Source organism: Cucumibacter marinus DSM 18995 (assembly GCF_000429865.1).
Taxonomy (GTDB): domain Bacteria; phylum Pseudomonadota; class Alphaproteobacteria; order Rhizobiales; family Devosiaceae; genus Cucumibacter; species Cucumibacter marinus.
This window is the reverse complement of record NZ_AUCR01000001.1, coordinates 32,393-50,047: the sequence shown is the minus strand read 5'-3', so window position 1 is coordinate 50,047 and position 17,655 is coordinate 32,393. Positions and strand designations below refer to the sequence as shown.

The 17,655-nt window shown below is 61.5% G+C and carries 17 protein-coding genes; 7 read left to right on the top strand and 10 right to left on the bottom strand.

Annotation, left to right across the window (positions count from 1 at the left end; genetic code table 11):
* Positions 1 to 256 precede the first annotated feature (256 nt).
* Together G489_RS0100340 and G489_RS0100335 are read right to left on the bottom strand one after the other, a co-directional pair.
* Positions 257 to 1,630: a PleD family two-component system response regulator gene (locus tag G489_RS0100340; RefSeq protein ID WP_029039837.1), complete on the bottom strand. Its 1,374-nt coding sequence runs from the start codon at positions 1,628 to 1,630 to the stop codon at positions 257 to 259.
* A gap of 43 nt (positions 1,631 to 1,673) precedes the next feature.
* The gene (locus tag G489_RS0100335; RefSeq protein WP_029039836.1) at positions 1,674 to 2,054 is read right to left on the bottom strand and encodes a response regulator; all 381 of its coding nucleotides are present in this window, start codon (positions 2,052 to 2,054) and stop codon (positions 1,674 to 1,676) included.
* Positions 2,055 to 2,155: 101 nt separating this feature from the next.
* On the opposite strand from G489_RS0100335, the gene G489_RS18445 reads away from it, so the two are divergent.
* Genes G489_RS18445 through G489_RS0100310 form a run of 5 tightly spaced genes read left to right on the top strand, consistent with a single transcriptional unit; the run spans position 2,156 to position 6,160 of the window.
* Positions 2,156 to 2,434: a DUF3572 family protein gene (locus tag G489_RS18445; RefSeq protein WP_035871085.1), complete on the top strand. Its 279-nt coding sequence runs from the start codon at positions 2,156 to 2,158 to the stop codon at positions 2,432 to 2,434.
* Between the two features lie 5 nt (positions 2,435 to 2,439).
* The gene (locus G489_RS0100325; protein ID WP_029039835.1) at positions 2,440 to 3,747 is read left to right on the top strand and encodes a DNA polymerase IV; all 1,308 of its coding nucleotides are present in this window, start codon (positions 2,440 to 2,442) and stop codon (positions 3,745 to 3,747) included.
* 6 nt (positions 3,748 to 3,753) lie between these two features.
* The gene (locus tag G489_RS0100320) at positions 3,754 to 4,218 is read left to right on the top strand and encodes a RidA family protein (RefSeq protein WP_029039834.1); all 465 of its coding nucleotides are present in this window, start codon (positions 3,754 to 3,756) and stop codon (positions 4,216 to 4,218) included.
* Positions 4,218 to 4,979 (top strand): glycerophosphodiester phosphodiesterase family protein, encoded by a 762-nt coding sequence (locus tag G489_RS0100315; protein ID WP_029039833.1) that lies wholly within the window; start codon positions 4,218 to 4,220, stop codon positions 4,977 to 4,979. The genes G489_RS0100320 and G489_RS0100315 overlap by 1 nt, the downstream gene beginning before the upstream one ends.
* A gap of 8 nt (positions 4,980 to 4,987) precedes the next feature.
* On the top strand, positions 4,988 to 6,160 hold the full coding sequence (locus G489_RS0100310; protein ID WP_407059815.1) for a GNAT family N-acetyltransferase: 1,173 nt from the start codon (positions 4,988 to 4,990) through the stop codon (positions 6,158 to 6,160).
* A gap of 14 nt (positions 6,161 to 6,174) precedes the next feature.
* Here G489_RS0100310 and G489_RS0100305 read toward each other — a convergent pair whose 3' ends face one another.
* Together G489_RS0100305 and G489_RS18440 are read right to left on the bottom strand one after the other, a co-directional pair.
* A complete protein-coding gene (locus G489_RS0100305) occupies positions 6,175 to 6,444 on the bottom strand; it encodes a hypothetical protein (RefSeq protein WP_029039831.1) in 270 nt (89 codons plus the stop codon).
* Between the two features lie 63 nt (positions 6,445 to 6,507).
* Entirely contained in the window at positions 6,508 to 8,112 is a 1,605-nt protein-coding gene (locus tag G489_RS18440) for a D-alanyl-D-alanine carboxypeptidase (protein ID WP_210162553.1), read from the bottom strand.
* A 320-nt stretch (positions 8,113 to 8,432) separates the two neighbouring features.
* On the opposite strand from G489_RS18440, the gene clpS reads away from it, so the two are divergent.
* Entirely contained in the window at positions 8,433 to 8,846 is a 414-nt protein-coding gene (gene clpS, locus G489_RS0100295; protein WP_081691312.1) for an ATP-dependent Clp protease adapter ClpS, read from the top strand.
* 9 nt (positions 8,847 to 8,855) lie between these two features.
* Positions 8,856 to 11,345, top strand: coding sequence for an ATP-dependent Clp protease ATP-binding subunit ClpA (clpA, locus tag G489_RS18435; protein WP_051332153.1), 2,490 nt, complete (start codon positions 8,856 to 8,858; stop codon positions 11,343 to 11,345).
* 54 nt (positions 11,346 to 11,399) lie between these two features.
* On the opposite strand, the gene G489_RS0100285 is transcribed toward clpA, so the two are convergent.
* From G489_RS0100285 to mgtE, 6 genes are all read right to left on the bottom strand, one after another.
* Positions 11,400 to 11,729: a hypothetical protein gene (locus G489_RS0100285; RefSeq protein ID WP_155889269.1), complete on the bottom strand. Its 330-nt coding sequence runs from the start codon at positions 11,727 to 11,729 to the stop codon at positions 11,400 to 11,402.
* Between the two features lie 1,298 nt (positions 11,730 to 13,027).
* A complete protein-coding gene (locus tag G489_RS0100280; protein WP_029039828.1) occupies positions 13,028 to 13,453 on the bottom strand; it encodes an HIT family protein in 426 nt (141 codons plus the stop codon).
* Positions 13,454 to 13,545: 92 nt separating this feature from the next.
* Entirely contained in the window at positions 13,546 to 14,457 is a 912-nt protein-coding gene (locus G489_RS18430) for a division plane positioning ATPase MipZ (protein WP_051332152.1), read from the bottom strand.
* Between the two features lie 167 nt (positions 14,458 to 14,624).
* Positions 14,625 to 15,041, bottom strand: coding sequence for a DUF1489 family protein (locus G489_RS0100270; protein ID WP_035871077.1), 417 nt, complete (start codon positions 15,039 to 15,041; stop codon positions 14,625 to 14,627).
* On the bottom strand, positions 15,038 to 15,703 hold the full coding sequence (locus G489_RS0100265; RefSeq protein WP_029039826.1) for a glutathione S-transferase family protein: 666 nt from the start codon (positions 15,701 to 15,703) through the stop codon (positions 15,038 to 15,040). Before G489_RS0100265 ends, G489_RS0100270 begins: the two co-directional genes overlap by 4 nt.
* A 355-nt stretch (positions 15,704 to 16,058) precedes the next feature.
* Positions 16,059 to 17,477 carry a magnesium transporter gene (gene mgtE, locus G489_RS0100260; protein ID WP_035871074.1) on the bottom strand — a complete coding sequence of 473 codons (1,419 nt, stop codon included), beginning with the start codon at positions 17,475 to 17,477 and terminating at the stop codon, positions 16,059 to 16,061.
* Between the last annotated feature and the right edge of the window lie 178 nt (positions 17,478 to 17,655).

Sequence of the window (17,655 nt, the reverse complement as noted above, 5' to 3'; positions counted from 1 at the left end):
GGCCAGCCGCCCTACGGACCCAGGAGTTGCGGCGGACCTGAGAAATACCGTAGGGAACCCGAACGCGGTGGCATTAACAGCCCCGCGAATTCCACAACAAATACCTATGCATTTTTCACGTGGTTGCCAATCGGTAAACGCCGGGGGTCCGGCGCTTTCATGCGCTATGGCAAACACACACGGTTAATTTCGCCAACTGAAGACTTTCCCGTCGGCAAGATCAACTCGAAAATACTGCTGGAATGGTCCGGTGACCTCAGGCCGCGTCGTAAACGACCCGGTTGCGCCCTTCGCGCTTGGCCCGATAAAGCGCGATATCGGCACGCTTCATCAGGGCATCCGGCGTGTCGGTGGGATTCTCGTAGAGCGACACCCCGACCGACACCGTCACATTGATCAGCTTCTTCTCTGGCCCCACCGCAATCGGCTCTCCGGCCATGGCCTGCCGTACGCGCTCGGCTACCGCCTGCGCCTGGGCCAGGTCGGTGTCGGGCATCAGTACCACGAATTCCTCGCCGCCGATCCGGCACGCCAAGTCGACCCCGCGCGTATTGCGCTGAAGCCTTCGGGCGAATTCCTTGAGCACCGCATCGCCCACATCGTGACCATGCGTGTCGTTGATCGCCTTGAAGAAATCGATGTCGAGCATCAGCACCGAAAGCGCCCGCTCCTGCTCGCGCGATTTCTCGAGCAGCATGGCCAGGTGCCGATCGAAATAGCGCCGGTTGTAAAGCCCGGTCAGCTGATCGATCACCGCCATCGCCACGGTATTGGAAAGGTTCTGCCGCAGTTCGGCGGAATATCGATGCCGACGGATCTGGGTGCGCACCCGCGCGGCCAGTTCGTTGCGTTCGACCGGACGCTGGATGAAATCGTTGACCCCCAGATCAAGCCCGCGCACGACCTTGGGCTTGTCCTTCTCGTCCGCCACCAGGATGATCGGCATGTTCCGCGTCTGCTCAAGCGTGCGAAGCTGCGAACACACCCGCAGCGGATCGTAGCCATCGAGCGACATAGAGACGACGGCAAGCTCGAATTCCTTCTCCGCCACGGCAAACACCGTGTCCGCGGGCGACGTCAGCAGGTCGACCTCATGCTCTTCCTCGATATAGCCCGCGAGCCGCGCCGCGCTGCGCTCATCGGTATCGATCAGCAGCACACGCCCGTTCCGGGTCTCGATGGAGTTGGTCATGCCGACCGCATCCTCAATGGCGATGACATGGCCGGTCATGGCGCGCGCGCGCAATTCGTCGGTGAGGTTCTTGAGCCGCACCAGGCTTTTGACGCGCGCAAGCAGAGCAACATCGTCGACCGGCTTGGTCAGGAAATCGTCGGCGCCCGATTCGAGCCCCTTCACCCGGTCGGAGGGCTGATCGAGCGCGGTGACCATCACGATGGGTACATGCTGGGTCAGCGGGTCTTCCTTGAGCCGCTGGGCGGTTTCAAACCCGTCCATTTCGGGCATCATCACGTCGAGCAGGACGATGTCGCATTCGCCGCGTCGGCATATGTCGATGGCGTCCTGGCCCGAGAAGGCCCCGATAACATCGAAATATTCCGCCGTCAGCCTTGCTTCCAGCAGCTTCACATTGGTGGGGATGTCATCGACAACCAATACGCGCGCTGTCATGCCGGCTACTCTCTCAACTCGTACTCAACTCGATGCCGCCCGACTAAGCCTGGTCGGCCGGGCCGATGTAACTCTGAATGGTTTCCAAAAAGTGAGGCACAGAGATCGGCTTGGAGATGTAACCCTCGCATCCGCCTTGCAAAATCCGCTCCTCGTCACCCTTCATCGCAAACGCCGTGACTGCGATCACCGGAATCGACGCCAGGTCCTCGTCTTCCTTGAGCCACTTGGTCACCACTAGTCCCGAGACTTCGGGCAACTGGATGTCCATCAGGATGAGATCGGGATGATGGGCACGGGCGAGATCGAGCGCTTCCATGCCGTTCCGTGTCTGGATCGTGCCGTAGCCGCGCGACTCCAGCAAATCGTGGAACAGCTTCATGTTCAGCTCATTGTCTTCCACGATCAGGACGGTCTTCGCCATAAGATGCCGGACCCTTCTGGTTGGCGCTGTTCCATACTATCTCTGTTTGCAATACCATCAAAACCTTACAAAACCCGTAATGGCAGACCCGGATCGCGGCGATGAACTCAGCCACCTTACCCTCGGAAGAACTTGAACAAATTGCCGGTGCCTGCATCGATTTTCTGGCCTCGGACCCGGAGATGCTGGCCCGATTCATGGCCGATGCGGGCATCGGGCCGGATGCCCTGCGGCGAGGCCTTTCCGATGGATCGCTGACTCCGGGCCTCATCCATCACTTCGCCCATGACGAATCGGCGCTCGTCGCCATGTGCGCAAACAAGGGACTGACCCCCGAACGGGTGATGCGCGCCTATTACTCCCTCAATCCGGACGGATAGGACCGATGCCGCGCACAATCGCTGTGTTGTGCCGAGATTGCGATCACGTCATCCCGCAGGCCGAGACCCGGCCGGCGCGCTGCCCCAATTGCCACTCTCCACGACTTCTGGCGCATGAAGAACTGCTCGAGCTCTCGATTGCTCATATCGATTGCGACGCGTTCTACGCCTCGGTCGAAAAGCGCGACAATCCCGAACTCGCCGACAAGCCGGTGATCGTTGGCGGCGGCCAACGCGGCGTTGTCTCGACCTGTTGCTACATCGCCCGTATCGACGGCGTCCGTTCCGCCATGCCCATGTTCCGCGCCCGCCGGCTCTGCCCCGACGCCATCGTCATCAGGCCCGACATGCAGAAATATGTCGCGGTCAGCAAGCAGATCCGCACCCGCATGGATGCATTGACCCCGCTGGTCGAGCCCCTGAGCATCGACGAGGCCTTTCTCGACCTCTCCGGGACCCAGCGGCTGTTCAAGGCCCCGCCCGCTGTCCTGCTGTCCCGCTTCGCACGCGAAATTGAAGAGCAGATCGGAGTCACCGTTTCGGTGGGCCTGAGCCACAACAAGTTCCTTGCCAAGATTGCCTCGGACCTCGACAAGCCACGCGGTTTTGCCGTGATCGGCGAGGCAGAGACCAGGGACTTCCTCGCCGACAAGCCCGTCTCCATTATCTACGGCATCGGCAAGCGCTTCACCGAGAAGCTCGAGAAGGATGGCTTGCGTACGGTTGGCGACATTCAACGCCGCCCCGAACGCGACCTGATCCTCGCCTATGGCGAAATTGGCGCCCGGCTACACCGCCTGTCCCAAGGACTCGACGCACGAAAGATCAATCCGCGCGGCAAGGCAAAATCCGTTAGCAATGAGACCACATTTTTCGAGGATATCAGTGACTTCGATGAACTTTCTCGCCTTTTGATGAAACTGGCAGAAAGCGTCTCTGCCCGCCTCAAGAAGTCCGCGATTGCTGGCGACACGGTCACTCTCAAGCTCAAGACAGCCGGCTTCAAGACCCGCACTCGTGCCAGACAACTGACTGTGCCGACCCAGCTCGCCCATGTCATTTATGAGGCCGGCAACGACCTGCTCGCCCGAGAGGTGGGCACCGCTGCCTTCCGCCTGATCGGCATCGGCGTATCCGGGTTGACCGATGCCGGTGACGACCCCGTCGACCTCGTCGATCCTGGCGTCGCCCGAAAGGCAGCCGCCGAACGGGCCATGGACCGGGTCCGTGACAAGTTCGGCAAGGATGCTGTCTTGCGTGGCAAGCTCTATCCGCGTAACCGTTCTGGCACCGACAATTCGACTCCGGAGTAGCCCCAAATGTCCGAGATCGAAGCACGTCTCGCCGAGTTGGGCGTGACGTTGCCAAGGCCTGCCGCGCCTGCCGCCAACTATGTGCCCATCAGTCAGCAGGGGCGCACGCTGTTCATCTCCGGCCAGCTCTCCGCCGGCCCCAACGGGATGATCACCGGACGGCTGGGTGACACAGTCAGCCTCGAAGAGGGGCAGGCCGCGGCCCAGGCCGCCGCCGTCAACATCCTCGCTCACATCCGGCACACAGCTGGCTTCCCGCTCGAAAGCGTGGCGGCGTTCCACAAGCTGACGGTTCTGGTGTGCGCCGCACCTGATTTCACCGAACATCATCTCGTGGCCAATGGCGCCTCGAACCTTATCGGCGATGTTTTTGGCGAAGCGGGCAAGCATGCACGGGCGGCCTTTGGCGTCACGTCCCTGCCGTTGGGCGCTGCTGTCGAGATCGACGCGATCGTGGAGCTGGCAGACTGATGAGTGCCATCGATGAGGTGTTTGCCCGGCCGATCGCCCATCGCGGTCTGCACGGCCAGGGCCAGGACGCCGTGGAAAACAGTGCAACCGCCTTTGCCCTCGCCATCGCGGGCGGTTTCGGCATCGAATGCGACCTTCAACTGATAGGTGACCAGGTGCCACTCGTCTTTCACGACGAGACCCTCGACAGACTGACCGACCAGTCTGGCGCCGTTGCCGATATCAGCGCCGAGCAGGCAATCCGCATTCCCTTCTCTGGCAGCCGGGAAGGCCCGATCACCCTGCCCCAGATGCTCACCCTTGTGGGCGGGCGCGTACCGCTCGTGATTGAACTCAAGACCCAGCAAACGCGCAATCTGGCCCTGGCCAAGGCGACCATGGACGCCCTCACCGGCTATCATGGTGTCGTCGCCATCAAGTCCTTCGAACCGCGGCTTTTGACCGCCATGCGATCCGCAGGCTTCGCTGGCCCGCTTGGCATTCTCATCGGGCCGGTCAGCCTTGGCGGCAAACCCGAGGATTCAACGGCAACTTTGCAGGTCGCCGGGCGTATGGCGCTACGCCAGCTCATTCACGAACCGCCGGCACAGTTCGATTTCATCTCGACCGCCTATTCGATCATCGACCTGCCGGCCTTCAACCTCTTGCGCCGGGTCGGCAAGAAAATGATGGCCTGGACCATCCGCAGCCATGAGGAAGCCAAAAACGCCCTCGACCATGCGGACCAGATCGTATTCGAAGGATTCATGCCCAAAGGCTGAAGAGCCGCTTGATGGATGCCGAACGTGAACTGACAGCCAGCGTGATGACCGCGGCGGCCGATATCGATGCGGCCCTGTGGAACGCGTGCGCGTCTGGCGGGAAGGAACAGCCCGGCAACCCGTTCCTCGACCACGCTTTTTTCCTTGCGCTTGAGGCATCGGGCAGCGCCCGCGCGGAGACCGGCTGGCTGCCCCAGCACCTCGTCTTGCAGGACGCGACAGGAACGGCAATCGGGATCATGCCGCTCTATCTCAAATCCCATTCCCAGGGAGAATACGTCTTCGACTACGGCTGGGCTGATGCCTTTGAGCGCGCCGGTGGCGATTACTATCCCAAGCTTCAGTGCTCGGTGCCGTTCACCCCGGTGACCGCGCCCAAGCTCATGGTACGAGACCCATCGGACCTCACTGCGAAGTCAGGGCTTCTGGCGGCGGCGGAATCGCTTTGCGCCCGACACCATGCATCCTCGGTTCACGCCACCTTCATTCCAGAAGCCGAACAGGCACTCGCCGCCGATCGGGGCTGGCTCGAGCGCATCGACCGCCAGTTCCATTGGCACAATGATGGATTCTCATCCTACGAGGACTTCCTGGCCGCCCTCGCCTCGCGCAAGCGCAAGGCGCTGAAAAAGGAACGCCGCGCTGCCCTCGAAGAGGGCATCAAGATCGATTGGCTCACCGGCGGCGACATTACCGAGGCCCATTGGGACGCATTTTTCGATTTCTATATGGACACCGGCTCCCGCAAATGGGGACGGCCCTATCTCAACCGCGCTTTCTTCTCGCTGCTGGGGGAAGCCATGGCGGATCGCGTGCTGCTGATCATGGCGCGCGACGGTGACGACTATGTCGGTGGGGCACTCAACCTGATCGGCGACGACACGCTGTACGGGCGCTATTGGGGCTGCAGCCGGCACGTACCTTTCCTGCATTTCGAGGTCTGCTATTATCAGGCAGTGGATTTCGCCATCGAACACGGCCTTGGAACCGTGGAAGCAGGTGCCCAGGGTGAACACAAGCTCGCCCGCGGCTATGTGCCGGTCACGACACGTTCGGCTCATTTCATCGCGCATCCCGGGTTGAGACGCGCGATCGCCGATTATCTGGAAGGAGAGCGGGACTATATGGACCGTGAGCACGAAGTGCTCGGCACCATGACCCCGTTCAGGAAACCGGACTGATGTCCGGTTTCAGATCAATCGTCGTTGTCGAGGATTAACCGGACCGCGCGATGCCCTTCCGGGGTGAACACGTCGAGATCGACCTCGACCCCGGCCTGTGCCATCCGGCGGGTGCGGGCCGAAAGGGCCATCACCGTTCCCAGCAGATCTGTGACGCCTTTGCGCCGCACAGGCTGGTGTTTCCGGGCGGTTGCGCCGTCCGTGTGAATACCCGCAAGCTGGGCCGACCGGTACTCAGCGTCGGCAAGGTTTGCGAGCCGGCTCAGGGCCGTCAATTCACTCATCTCACTACTCCGATACGCACTACTCTACTTACCGAAGTGTGGCGTATTTAAGCTAACATCTCCCTAACCAGGCATTGCCAGGCAGTTAATGTCGCGTTCCTTGAGAGCACGGCAGACGGCGCTAGCCTCGTCTCTTCCGGCGAACCCGACATAGCGGGCGCGGAAGAAGGTCTGGCCGTCGCGTGAGGTGATTTCGACATAGGGCCGGTAGTCACGCAAGGCCCCGTATTTCGAGGACACGTCGGTCAACAAACGGTTGGCCCCGTCTTCACTCGGCGCGGCCCCCACCTGCACGGCCCAGCTGCCGTCGGGCAGCATCGGCGCCGACTGCGGCGGTATGAACGCGCTGGTGTGATCATTGCCGACGGCGGCAGGCGGCACCGGCACGCCATTGTTGCTGGCGCTTGTGTCGTCGCGGCCGATCACGCGGTTGATCAGGTCGCCAATCACATTCACCGGACGAAGTGCGGTCAGATTGCCGCCGCCGGCTTCTACCGGCTCAAGCGAGACCGGGCGTTTTGCCGGCTCTGGTGCCGCGATGCGATTGACTTCTGCAAGCGCGGGCGGCGTCTCCTGGATCAGCATGGTCGGGCGCGCCGGCGGAACCGGAATCTGACCGTTGACCGAAGCAACGCGGATATTGTCCGTGCCCTGATCGAGCAGCACAGGTTCGAGCGGCGCAGGCGCCGGGGCAAAAGTCTGCCCGCCACCCAGATGCGCCGGGCGTTGTGGCGGCGGCGAGGCCAGCGCGACCTGGATCGGATTGGCATTGGATATCCCTGCCCCCCCGGGACGCGGGATCTGCGCCTGCCGCCAGTAATCGCCTTTGCGGGCCTTGGGCAGATAGGCATTCACCAGTTCGGCCACTTTCGCATCGCGCGAACCGCCGGAATTGAACCCGAAGGCGATCACGACGATATGCCGGCCATCCTTGCGTGCGGCGGTCATCAGATTGAACCCGGCGGCGTTGATATAGCCGGTCTTGATACCGTCGACCCCGTTCCGGCCGAGAAGCCGGTTATGGTTGCCGTAGGTCTGGCCCTTGTATTTGAACGATCGGGTCTGGAAATATTCGTAATATTTCGGGAAGTGCTGATAGATCGCCGTCGCCAGCCGCGCCTGGTCGCGCACCGTCGTCACCTGGCGGCTGTCCGGCAGGCCCGATGCATTGCGGTAGACCGTACGGTTCATCCCCAGCGCCTTGGCCGTGGAGGTCATGCGCTCGGCGAAAGCGGATTCCGAACCCGAGATGTTTTCGGCCACAACCCGCGCCACGTCATTGGCTGACTTCGTCACCAGCGCCAGAATGGCGTCCTTGGCGGCGATTGTGCTGCCGGGCTTCAGATAGAGCTTGCTGGGCTGGGCATTCGCGGCGTGCTGGGAGACCTTGAGCGGGGTTGAAAGGCTCATCCGCCCCGCATCGATCTCCTGGAACAGGATATAAAGCGTCATCACCTTCGCCACGGAGGCGGGGTAACGCTGACTGTCCGCTGCGTTTGAATAGAGCACCTTGCCGGTTTTCGCATCGACCACGATCCCCGCATACTTGCGCAGATTCTGGGCCTGTGCCGGGGTTGCCGCCGCAAGCGCAACCAGCACGATCATCACGAAAACGAGGACACGGGAATAAAGACCGCCCGCGCGGTTTGACGCCTGCTGGGTTCTCACCCTCTACTCCAACTCGCCTGGCGGAACCCGCCCCCGTGGGCCCCGACCGGTTACTTTTCACGGCATTCGCCCCGCCTTCTACGCGGACAGGACCGATACGCGCCGTGTGACCTTGGCCGGACTCTATGGCCGCCCCCGTTACGAATGGGTAAAATTGCAGGCAAATCGCGCGAAATTTGTTCGGATTGTGCGGTCAAGCGCGTGGCTGGCGAAGTTGTGTTCCAGCGCGCCTAGTGGGGCCTTAACAAGCCGCAATTTTTCCCTACATAATGAGGTCCATGCGTCGCTTCTGATTTGGGCGCAGTGAGAAATAGGCGGACATGCTCGACACGACCAAGAGATGGGATGATCTGACCGAGCTCGGCTTCGCCGGCTTGCCCTTTGTGGCATCCGGGGACGACGAGGGTCGCGGTTCTGACGGTGACAACGGTGATGACGAGGGCGGCACCGGAACCGCAACCAAGGCGCGTCAGAAGGTCAAGCGACCGAGCATGTACCGCGTGCTTTTGCTGAACGATGACTACACGCCGATGGAATTCGTCGTGATGGTTCTGCAGAAGGTTTTTCACAAATCCCAGGACGATGCGACGCGCATCATGCTGCATGTCCATACCCAGGGCATCGGCGAATGCGGGGTCTATCCCTACGAAGTGGCCGAAACCAAGGTCACCCAGGTGATGGATCTCGCCAGACGCAATCAGCACCCGCTGCAGTGCGTCATGGAAAAGAAGTAGGAACGCGATATGCCCTCATTTTCTCGCGGACTTGAAAAAGCCCTCCACAAGGCCATGAACCTGGCAAGGGAGCGGCGCCACGAGTTCGCCACTCTCGAGCACCTGTTGCTGGCGCTCACCGAAGACCGGGATGCAATCTCGGTGCTCGGCGCCTGCAATGTCGATATCGAGGTGCTGCGCCAGGACATTGAGGACTTCCTCGATGAGGAACTCGACGCGCTCGTCGCCGAGGTCGAAGAGGATTCGCGTCCCACGGCCGCTTTCCAGCGCGTCATCCAGCGCGCGGTGATTCATGTGCAGTCGTCCGGCCGCGAGGAAGTGACCGGCGCCAATGTGCTTGTCGCGATCTTTGCCGAACGCGAAAGCCATGCCGCCTATTTCCTCGAACAGCAGCAGATGACCCGCTACGACGCGGTCAACTATATCGCCCACGGCATCACCAAATCCGGCGCCTCCGAGACCCGGCGCGTACGTGGTGCGGAAGAAGGCGGCCCCGGCGGACCGGAAGAAGCTGGTGGTGCAACCAACTCCCCGCTCGAGGATTTCTGCGTCAACCTCAACGAGAAGGCCAAGGCCGGCAAGATCGACCCGCTGATCGGGCGCGAGAAAGAACTTTCCCGCACCATCCAGGTCCTGTGCCGCCGTTCCAAGAACAACCCGCTTTATGTCGGTGATGCCGGCGTCGGCAAGACCGCGATCGCGGAAGGGCTGGCCCGCCGCATTACCGAAGGCAAGGTCCCCGAAGTCCTCAAGGATTCTGTGATCTACGCCCTCGACATGGGCGCCCTGCTCGCCGGCACGCGCTATCGTGGCGATTTCGAGGAACGGCTCAAGGCCGTGATGAAAGAACTCGAAAAGCACGAGGAATCGGTGCTTTTCATCGACGAGATCCACACCGTTATCGGTGCGGGTGCCACCTCGGGCGGCGCGCTCGATGCCTCGAACCTTTTGAAGCCCGCTCTGGCCTCCGGGGCCATCCGGTGCATCGGCTCGACGACCTACAAGGAATACCGCCAGTTCTTCGAGAAGGACCGCGCCCTTGTGCGTCGGTTCCAGAAAATCGATGTGGCCGAACCGACAATCTCGGACGCCATCGAGATCATGAAGGGCCTCAAGCCCTATTTCGAAGACTACCACAAGGTCGAATACACCGACGACGCGCTCAAATCGGCGGTCGAACTCTCGGCACGCTACATCAATGACCGCCGCTTGCCCGACAAGGCCATCGACGTGATCGATGAAACCGGTGCATCACTGAAGTTGCTGCCGGAAGATCAGCGCAAGGCCACCATCGAGGTCGAGGACGTCGAAGCCACGGTGTCGACCATGGCACGCATTCCGCCCAAGACGGTGTCCAAGTCCGATTCCGAACTGCTCGCCGGCCTCGAGAACAATCTCAAGACCGTCGTTTTCGGCCAGGACAAGGCCATCGACTCGCTGTCATCGGCCATCAAGCTGGCCCGCGCCGGTCTGCGCGAACCGGAAAAGCCCATCGGCTCTTACCTGTTCACCGGCCCGACTGGTGTCGGCAAGACCGAAGTGGCAAAGCAGCTCGCCGATACCCTCGGCGTGGAACTGCTGCGCTTCGACATGTCCGAATATATGGAACGCCATACCGTCTCACGGCTGATTGGCGCGCCGCCGGGCTATGTCGGCTTTGACCAGGGCGGCCTTTTGACCGATGGCGTCGATCAGAACCCGCATTGTGTGGTGCTGCTCGACGAGATCGAAAAGGCTCATCCGGACCTGTTCAACATCCTGTTGCAGGTCATGGACCACGGCAAGCTGACCGACCATAACGGCAAGCAGATCGACTTCCGCAACGTTATCCTGATCATGACCTCGAATGTCGGGGCCATGGAGCTGGCCAAGGCGCCAATCGGCTTCGGCCGCACGCGCCGCGAGGGCGACGACGAGGAAGCGCTCAAGCGCACCTTCTCGCCCGAGTTCCGCAACCGGCTGGATGCGACCATTTCCTTCGCCTCGCTGCCGGCGGAAGTGGTGTCGCGGGTCGTCGAGAAGTTCATCATGCAGCTCGAGGCTCAACTTTCGGAACGTGGCGTCGAGATCGAACTCTCCCCTGCCGCCAACACCTGGCTGGCCGAGCGCGGTTACGACGAGCAGATGGGCGCACGCCCGCTTGGCCGCGTTATCCAGGAGCACGTCAAAAAGCCCCTTGCCGACGAAGTGCTGTTTGGCAAGCTCAAGGATGGCGGTCTCGTCAAGGTCGATGTCTCCAAGGACGGCGAGAGCCTTGTGCTCGAATCCATGCCCCTGCCCCCGGCCCGCCCCAAGGCGCTCAACCCGCCCAAGGATGGCAGCAAGGACGCAGACAAGGGTTCGGACACCGAAGGCGATCCGACAGCCGGAGGCAAAGGTGGATCCGGCGATCAGTCCAAGGACGGGTCGAAGGACGACAAGCCCTCAGGCGGTCGAACGAGCCGCGTGCCCAGCGCCGCCAAGAAGTCGCGCAAGAGCACCAGCACCCAGAAGAGCTGAACGCCACGCGATACGCAGAAAATGTGAAAGGGCCGGTCAATGACCGGCCCTTTTTCAAACCGTGCCTGCTTCCGCGCCATAGGCCTTTAGAACCCGAAGCGCCATAAGCGTGATCCACCGGCTCGGTTGACCGCCGGTTTCCATGTTGAAGTGGGTCTTGCCGGCCAACCTTGATTGCAGGGCCCAACGTCCGTCCTCCCGGCGCTTGTCTGTCAGCACACCGATCGCGTCGCTCATCCTTTCATCCCACGGGTGCCCCGCCACCTGGAAATAATCGAGCGCACGCAGGATGTTGTACTTCCAGCGCGGCGGGTACCGCAGGATCAGGAACTCCGGATGGATAATCTCGCCGGTGTGATCTGACGTGTAGAGCCGGTGCATCACGCTTATGACGCTGCGGGCAGGATTGGATGCCCTCAAGACGATACAGCCCTCACCCTGAGCTCCTCATGGTGCGCGTCCTGAGCCTGTCGCAGGGCGAGCCTCGAAGGGTGGGTACGGTATATGAAAGCGCTTGTGATCTGCCTTTCCCTCGCCCTTGCGGGGGGGAGGGTTTGGGCGGTGCCGGCTTCACCGATGGAGTTGAAGGAACAATGAGCTGGCCCCAATGTCACCTCCCCCTTTGACGGGGGGTGACAAGCGGTTGGGCGAAGCCCAAACCGAGGTGCCTGTGGAACCTTGGTAGTGCTGGAACGGGTGGGGCTGAAGCCAGTTATCCGGCCACAGTCTAGCCTGTTTCTCCTTCGTCATTCTCGGGCTCGACCCGAGAATCCATGACGAGGTGCCATTCAGCAAACGGTATGGATGGTTCGCGACCGCTGAACCTGCTGCAGCGCCTCATGGACCCTCGGATCAAGTCCGAGGGTGACGAGCGAGTTGGAGCAGCCTCCTTCGAAAAACTTATCCCCACCCACACTACCTCCCTTATCATCCACCTACCTGCCGGCACGGAGCGAGGATGCATACGAGCCTTCTGCCGGAAAGGGTCCGGGTTCCATGAGGGTCGCCTCAGGGAAGGCCAAAGTGAGGCGCGGTCAGGCGCAGCCTGATCCAAAGGTCCAGTGGACCTTTGGAAGCGTTGAACGCCGGAGCCGGCTGCCGTCAAGGCGGTGGCGCACCGTGGAAACATGGCGGGGAGAGAAGCCCGTCCGTAAGGCAATTCGCTCCGGTGGAGCGAATTGAGGGCGTAGCGCCCGTAGAGCTATGCTCGAAGGGCGGAGAGCCTGCACAACAAAGACCTCCCAACCCGCCCCGCGTACCGCTCGAGCGTAGCTCTCACGGTGTTCGGCCCTACAATCGTGCCACCGGCACGATTGTGCCAAACGGCACGGGCCTCACTCTCTCCCGCTCTGTTCTTTTTTGAACCCTGGAGGTGAAAGCCTGCCGGGCCTGCTGGGGTGTACGCTTGCACCAATACCGCGCTGTCCCGGCCTTGAGCCGGGACCTCGTTAGAAATGATCTTGGCCCCGGATCAAGTCCGGGGCGGCCCGTGGGATAGAAACCCTCACCCTGAGCCCTCATGGTGAGCTTGTCGAACCACGAAGGGCGAGGGTGGCCCATCCTTCGACAAGCTCAGGATGAGGACAGTTTATGTTGCGGTGCCGTACAAACACACAGCGCTGTCCTGGCCAGTCCGCCGGCGTGAGGCAAAAGGCGTCCGGTGCAGCCCTCAAGGATGCCCTCTATTCGAACGCTGCGCGGATTTCCTCGGCAAGCGCTGCCAGTTCGTCCTGATCGGCCATCTCGCCATCGGCGTGGCGCCCCATGGGCTGGCCTTCGAACACTGGGATGATGTGGAAATGCAGGTGAAAGACCGTCTGGCCGGCCGGTGTTTCGTTGAACTGCTTCACCACCATCCCGTCCGGCGAGAGGGCACGATTGACGGCATGGGCAACGATCTGGACCTTCTGAATGAGGTCGGACAACACCTCGGGGTCGGCATCGATGAGATTGCGCGAGCCGCTCTTGGGGATCACGAGCGTATGGCCCCGCGATTGCGGCATCACATCCATGAAGGCGAGCGTGTCTTCATCCTCATAGACCTTGTGGCTCGGGATATCCCCGGCGATGATCTTGGCGAAAATATTGTCCGCGTCATAGGCCGGCATGGCATATCCTCCAATCGTCACTGGCGCGATGATTGGCGGCCCGCCGGGCTCAAGTCAACACGACAAAGTGCCCGCAAGCATGTCGGACCGGGTCAGGCGCTGCCCTGCCCTTCAGGGAGCCCCGCTTCGGCGCCGTTGGCATGCAACGCCCATTCGGCATGGGCCTTCATGCGGCGCTCGGCCCGCTGGCGCATGGGCAGATTGAGGGCGCTGACCAGATGACGGTATTCTTGGCGCGCACTGACATGGGACATGGTCGCCACGCCACCAAGCGTCTCGTCTTCGAGCGGATCGAACACCGTCAGGCCCAGCGGGAACAGCGAGCGGAACACCACCCGTTCGGCGATCCCGTCCGCCACCCGGCAGCCGAGCCGCGTCGCCACCTGCTCGATACCGCTCTGCACCGCGCGCATATTGCGCGAGGACAGCATCGAGATCCGGTTGCGCGTGATGACCCAGTCGATGGTGCGGCCGTCGATCGACAGCCTTTCCTTGCGGGCGCGCTGCACCAAGCGCGAATAGTGGCTGATCCCGCGCATCTCCATGGTCACCGGATCGATCTTGGCGAGCACGTCGAGATCGATGAGGCTGTCATTGACCGGGGTGATCAGCGTATCGGCCAGCGAATGGCTCAAGCGCGTGAGATGGGTATCGAAACCCGGTGTGTCGACGATGAGGAAGTCGGCCTCGCCCTCGACCTCGGCCACCGCCTGGCGAAACAGTTCGAACTCCAGCCGCTCGTTTTCGCGAATGCTGTCGCCCTTGGTGCGCGGCAGGTGAAAGTGAGTCGTATGCGGTACGCTCAGATCGTGCTCACGCACCCAGTTGCGGCGGTTGGTGATGTATTGAGTGAGAGTCTGCTGGCGGCTGTCTGTGTCGATCGTGGCGACGTTAAAGCCCTGATAAAGCAGGTAAACTGCGAGATGAAACGCCGTGGTCGACTTGCCGGAGCCGCCCTTTTCGTTCCCCAGCACGATGACGTGTGCACTCTCGCCGAAGGCCATTCCCAGCTCCTTCGAGCCCGAAAACGGACCCGCTCCCGATGCTCCCCCGTCAACATTCTGCCGTATTCCCCGAGACCCGGCAACAACGCCGATCACCGAGATGATGTTAGGCTTAATTTAACCAGTTCATGATGTCGGGGCGCCACAGGTCGCTTGACCAGCCGGGTCTAGAGCAAGCCGAGTTCCGCCAGTTCGGCGGCCATCTCTTCGGGCAATTCTCCGGTATCGCCGGACCCGCCGAGATCGGCCGGTGCGTCCCCGGGTTTGAGATAGCGCCAGCCCTGGAAAGGCCGCTTGGGCTGCGGCACCGTTCGGATCACGGTTGTGTCCATGATAATGGCGCAGCAGCTGCGCCCCTCGGCATCTGTCTGCGCTTCAAGGTCGATGATCCGCTGCCGCGCCCGGATCTGTCCACCGATCACCCAGTACAAAGAGCCGCCCTCAATGATGGCGTCGCGCTGTTTCGGCATCATCCGGGTCACGTGCACGCTTTGTGTATGTCCCTCGGCCCGGCGCCTCTCACGATAGGCCTCGAGCTGTTCAACCGAGGTCACGCCGACGCACAGTTTGACCAAATTCATCATTCAGCCACCAGGCCCTGCACCACGTCGATCTCATCCGACGGCACGATCCAGGGCTCTTCCAGCGCCGCGAGCTTCCATTCAACGAAAGCCGGGAGCACGAACAGGGTTTCCATGTACTGGCGCGCCGTATCGCTCACCTCAATGGCATAGGTTTCAAACCGGGCCGCAACCGGCGCATAGAACGCATCCGCCGCGCTGAACTGGCCGAAAAGGAACGGCCCGCCGGACAGATCAAGGGCCTCCTGCCAGATCTGCTCGATCCGCGCCACATCCGCCTCAACGCTCGAGCGGTCCACACGCCCCGGATAGGAAGCGCGCAGATTCATCGGTGCCTTTGAGCGCAAAGTCTGGAAACTGGCATGCATCTCGCAGGCCGCCGCCCGGGCCCGCCCCCGCAGTTTCCGGTCTTCGGGCCAGAGCGCCTTCTCAGGATATTTGTCCGCCACATACTCAACGATTGCCAGGCTCTCGGCGATGTAAACATCGTCGTCAACAAGGGCCGGCACATTCCCCGTCGGCGAGATCCTGATCAGCTTGTCTTTCCACCCTTCCCCGTCGAGCCGGGCCATTTCCTCTTCGAACGGGACACCGCTGCCGCGCAGCGACAGCCAGGCGCGCATCGACCAGGTCGAATAGTTCTTGTTGCCAATGAAGAGTTTCATGCGTCGCCTCCCGCACCTCCGGCGCCTCGACCGGGAATCAAAAAGGGCGCCGATCTGATTCGGCGCCCCTTGTTATACACCAGCAATGAGCCGCCCTTAGGGCCTTGGTTCTCAGCTGCCGGCGATGATTGAAACTACGAAACCAAAGACAACCAGGCAGACCAAAGTCCAGCTCGCGGCCCGCCAGCACACCGCCTTGGATTGGCTATGCATGCGTACTCCTGTTGCTGTTTCCCGCATATGTCGGCGGGCTCGACGCCCCTTGCATTTGCTAACGATCCATTAACGTCTCGCCTTGCCACAAACAAGCCCCAATTCGGCCCGTCCCCCGCGCCCTGTGCATAACAGACCTGCTTCAGAGGAGCCCGAACCAGACTGCGGCAAGCGACAAGAATGCAAAGAAACCAACAATATCGGTGACCGTTGTCACGAAAACGCTCGAAGCGATGGCCGGATCGACATGCAGTTTTTCAAGGGCAATCGGGATGAGAATGCCCGACAAACCCGCGGCCAGCATGTTCACCACCATGGCAATCCCGATGACGATGCCAAGATCGACATTGGCGAACCAGACGGCGGCCACGATCCCCATGATGATGGCAAAGGTGAACCCGTTCACCACACCGACAAGAATTTCTCTGGTGACGAGCCGGCGGGCGTTGTGGATATCGAGGTCCCGGGTCGCGAGCGCACGCACGGTCACGGTCATGGTCTGGGTGCCGGCGTTCCCCCCCATCGAGGCGACGATCGGCATCAGAACGGCCAACGCCACCATCTGCTCGATTGTGCCATTGAACAGGCCAATGACCAGCGAGGCCAGAATCGCCGTCACGAGGTTTGCCGCGAGCCATGTGACACGGCTCTTCACCGTGCCCCAGACATTGTCGGAAACCTCTTCGTCACCGACACCGCCGAGGCGCCTGATGTCCTCGCTGGCCTCTTCGTTGATGACGTCGACGATGTCGTCGATGGTCAGCACGCCGACCAGCCGCTGATTGTCGTCGACAACCGCGACCTCGATCAAATCGTACCGCTCGAAAACACGGGCCGCTTCTTCCTGGTCTTCTTCGGCCTCGATCTCGATCACATTGGCATTCATGATCGCTTCGATGGTCTCAGGCCGCTGGGAACGCAGGATTCGGTCGAGCGCGATGGTCCCGAGCAGCTTGTAACCGGGATCGACCACATAGATCTGGTAGAAATCGACAGGCAGATCCTCGTCTTCGCGCATGTAGTCGATGGTCTGACCCACCGTCCAGAAGGGCGGAATCGCAATGAACTCGGTCTGCATCCGCCGGCCGGCGGAATCCTCGGGAAAGTCGAAACTGCGTTTCAGCGACAGCCGCTCGAAGGTCGGCAGCGCCGCAAGGATCTCCTCGCGGTCCGGCGCGGAGATGTCCTCGAGGATGTAGACCGCATCATCGCTGTCGAGATCGAGCACGCCCTGAACGATCTGTTCATTGGGCAGTTCGTCCATCACCGTGAGGCGGATATGGTCGTCGACCTCGGTCAGCGCGGCGAAATCGAATCGGTCGCCCAGCAGGTGGATCAGCGCCAGCCGCTCATCGTGATTGAGGGCCTCGAGAACGTCACCGGTGTCCGAAGTGTGAAGAGGCGCCATCAGCGCCTCGACTTCGCCCTTGTCTCCTGCTTCGATGTGCTCGGAAAGCTCGGCCAGCCAGTCCCGGCTCAGCCGCCCTTCTTCGTCGCGAAACAGAATATCGTCGGCAATCGGGGCCGGGTCGCGCTCGGCGATGTCGAGTTCGTCAGTCATAGGCGGCCCCGGCAAGAGTTATCGGGCGTTTCTCAAACGCCTTCGTGTACCCAATTCGCTTGCGCGATGCCAGCGCGATCGGGCGGAATCAAGGCACACGGAAAACAAACTATAGGGGCGGGATGCCGCGTTGACACGGCCCCTTCTCACCTTAACCCTGTATCGTCCTTGGTGTATC

Excerpts from the sequence above, each read along its gene's own strand:
- G489_RS0100340 (WP_029039837.1), bottom strand. The coding sequence starts at position 1,630 with ATGACAGCGCGCGTATTGGTTGTCGATGACATCCCCACCAATGTGAAG.
- G489_RS0100335 (WP_029039836.1), bottom strand. The coding sequence starts at position 2,054 with ATGGCGAAGACCGTCCTGATCGTGGAAGACAATGAGCTGAACATGAAG.
- G489_RS18445 (WP_035871085.1), top strand. The coding sequence starts at position 2,156 with ATGAACTCAGCCACCTTACCCTCGGAAGAACTTGAACAAATTGCCGGT.
- G489_RS0100325 (WP_029039835.1), top strand. The coding sequence starts at position 2,440 with ATGCCGCGCACAATCGCTGTGTTGTGCCGAGATTGCGATCACGTCATC.
- G489_RS0100320 (WP_029039834.1), top strand. The coding sequence starts at position 3,754 with ATGTCCGAGATCGAAGCACGTCTCGCCGAGTTGGGCGTGACGTTGCCA.
- G489_RS0100315 (WP_029039833.1), top strand. The coding sequence starts at position 4,218 with ATGAGTGCCATCGATGAGGTGTTTGCCCGGCCGATCGCCCATCGCGGT.
- G489_RS0100305 (WP_029039831.1), bottom strand. The coding sequence starts at position 6,444 with ATGAGTGAATTGACGGCCCTGAGCCGGCTCGCAAACCTTGCCGACGCT.
- clpS (WP_081691312.1), top strand. The coding sequence starts at position 8,433 with ATGCTCGACACGACCAAGAGATGGGATGATCTGACCGAGCTCGGCTTC.
- clpA (WP_051332153.1), top strand. The coding sequence starts at position 8,856 with ATGCCCTCATTTTCTCGCGGACTTGAAAAAGCCCTCCACAAGGCCATG.
- G489_RS0100280 (WP_029039828.1), bottom strand. The coding sequence starts at position 13,453 with ATGCCGGCCTATGACGCGGACAATATTTTCGCCAAGATCATCGCCGGG.
- G489_RS18430 (WP_051332152.1), bottom strand. The coding sequence starts at position 14,457 with ATGGCCTTCGGCGAGAGTGCACACGTCATCGTGCTGGGGAACGAAAAG.
- G489_RS0100270 (WP_035871077.1), bottom strand. The coding sequence starts at position 15,041 with ATGATGAATTTGGTCAAACTGTGCGTCGGCGTGACCTCGGTTGAACAG.
- G489_RS0100265 (WP_029039826.1), bottom strand. The coding sequence starts at position 15,703 with ATGAAACTCTTCATTGGCAACAAGAACTATTCGACCTGGTCGATGCGC.
- mgtE (WP_035871074.1), bottom strand. The coding sequence starts at position 17,477 with ATGACTGACGAACTCGACATCGCCGAGCGCGACCCGGCCCCGATTGCC.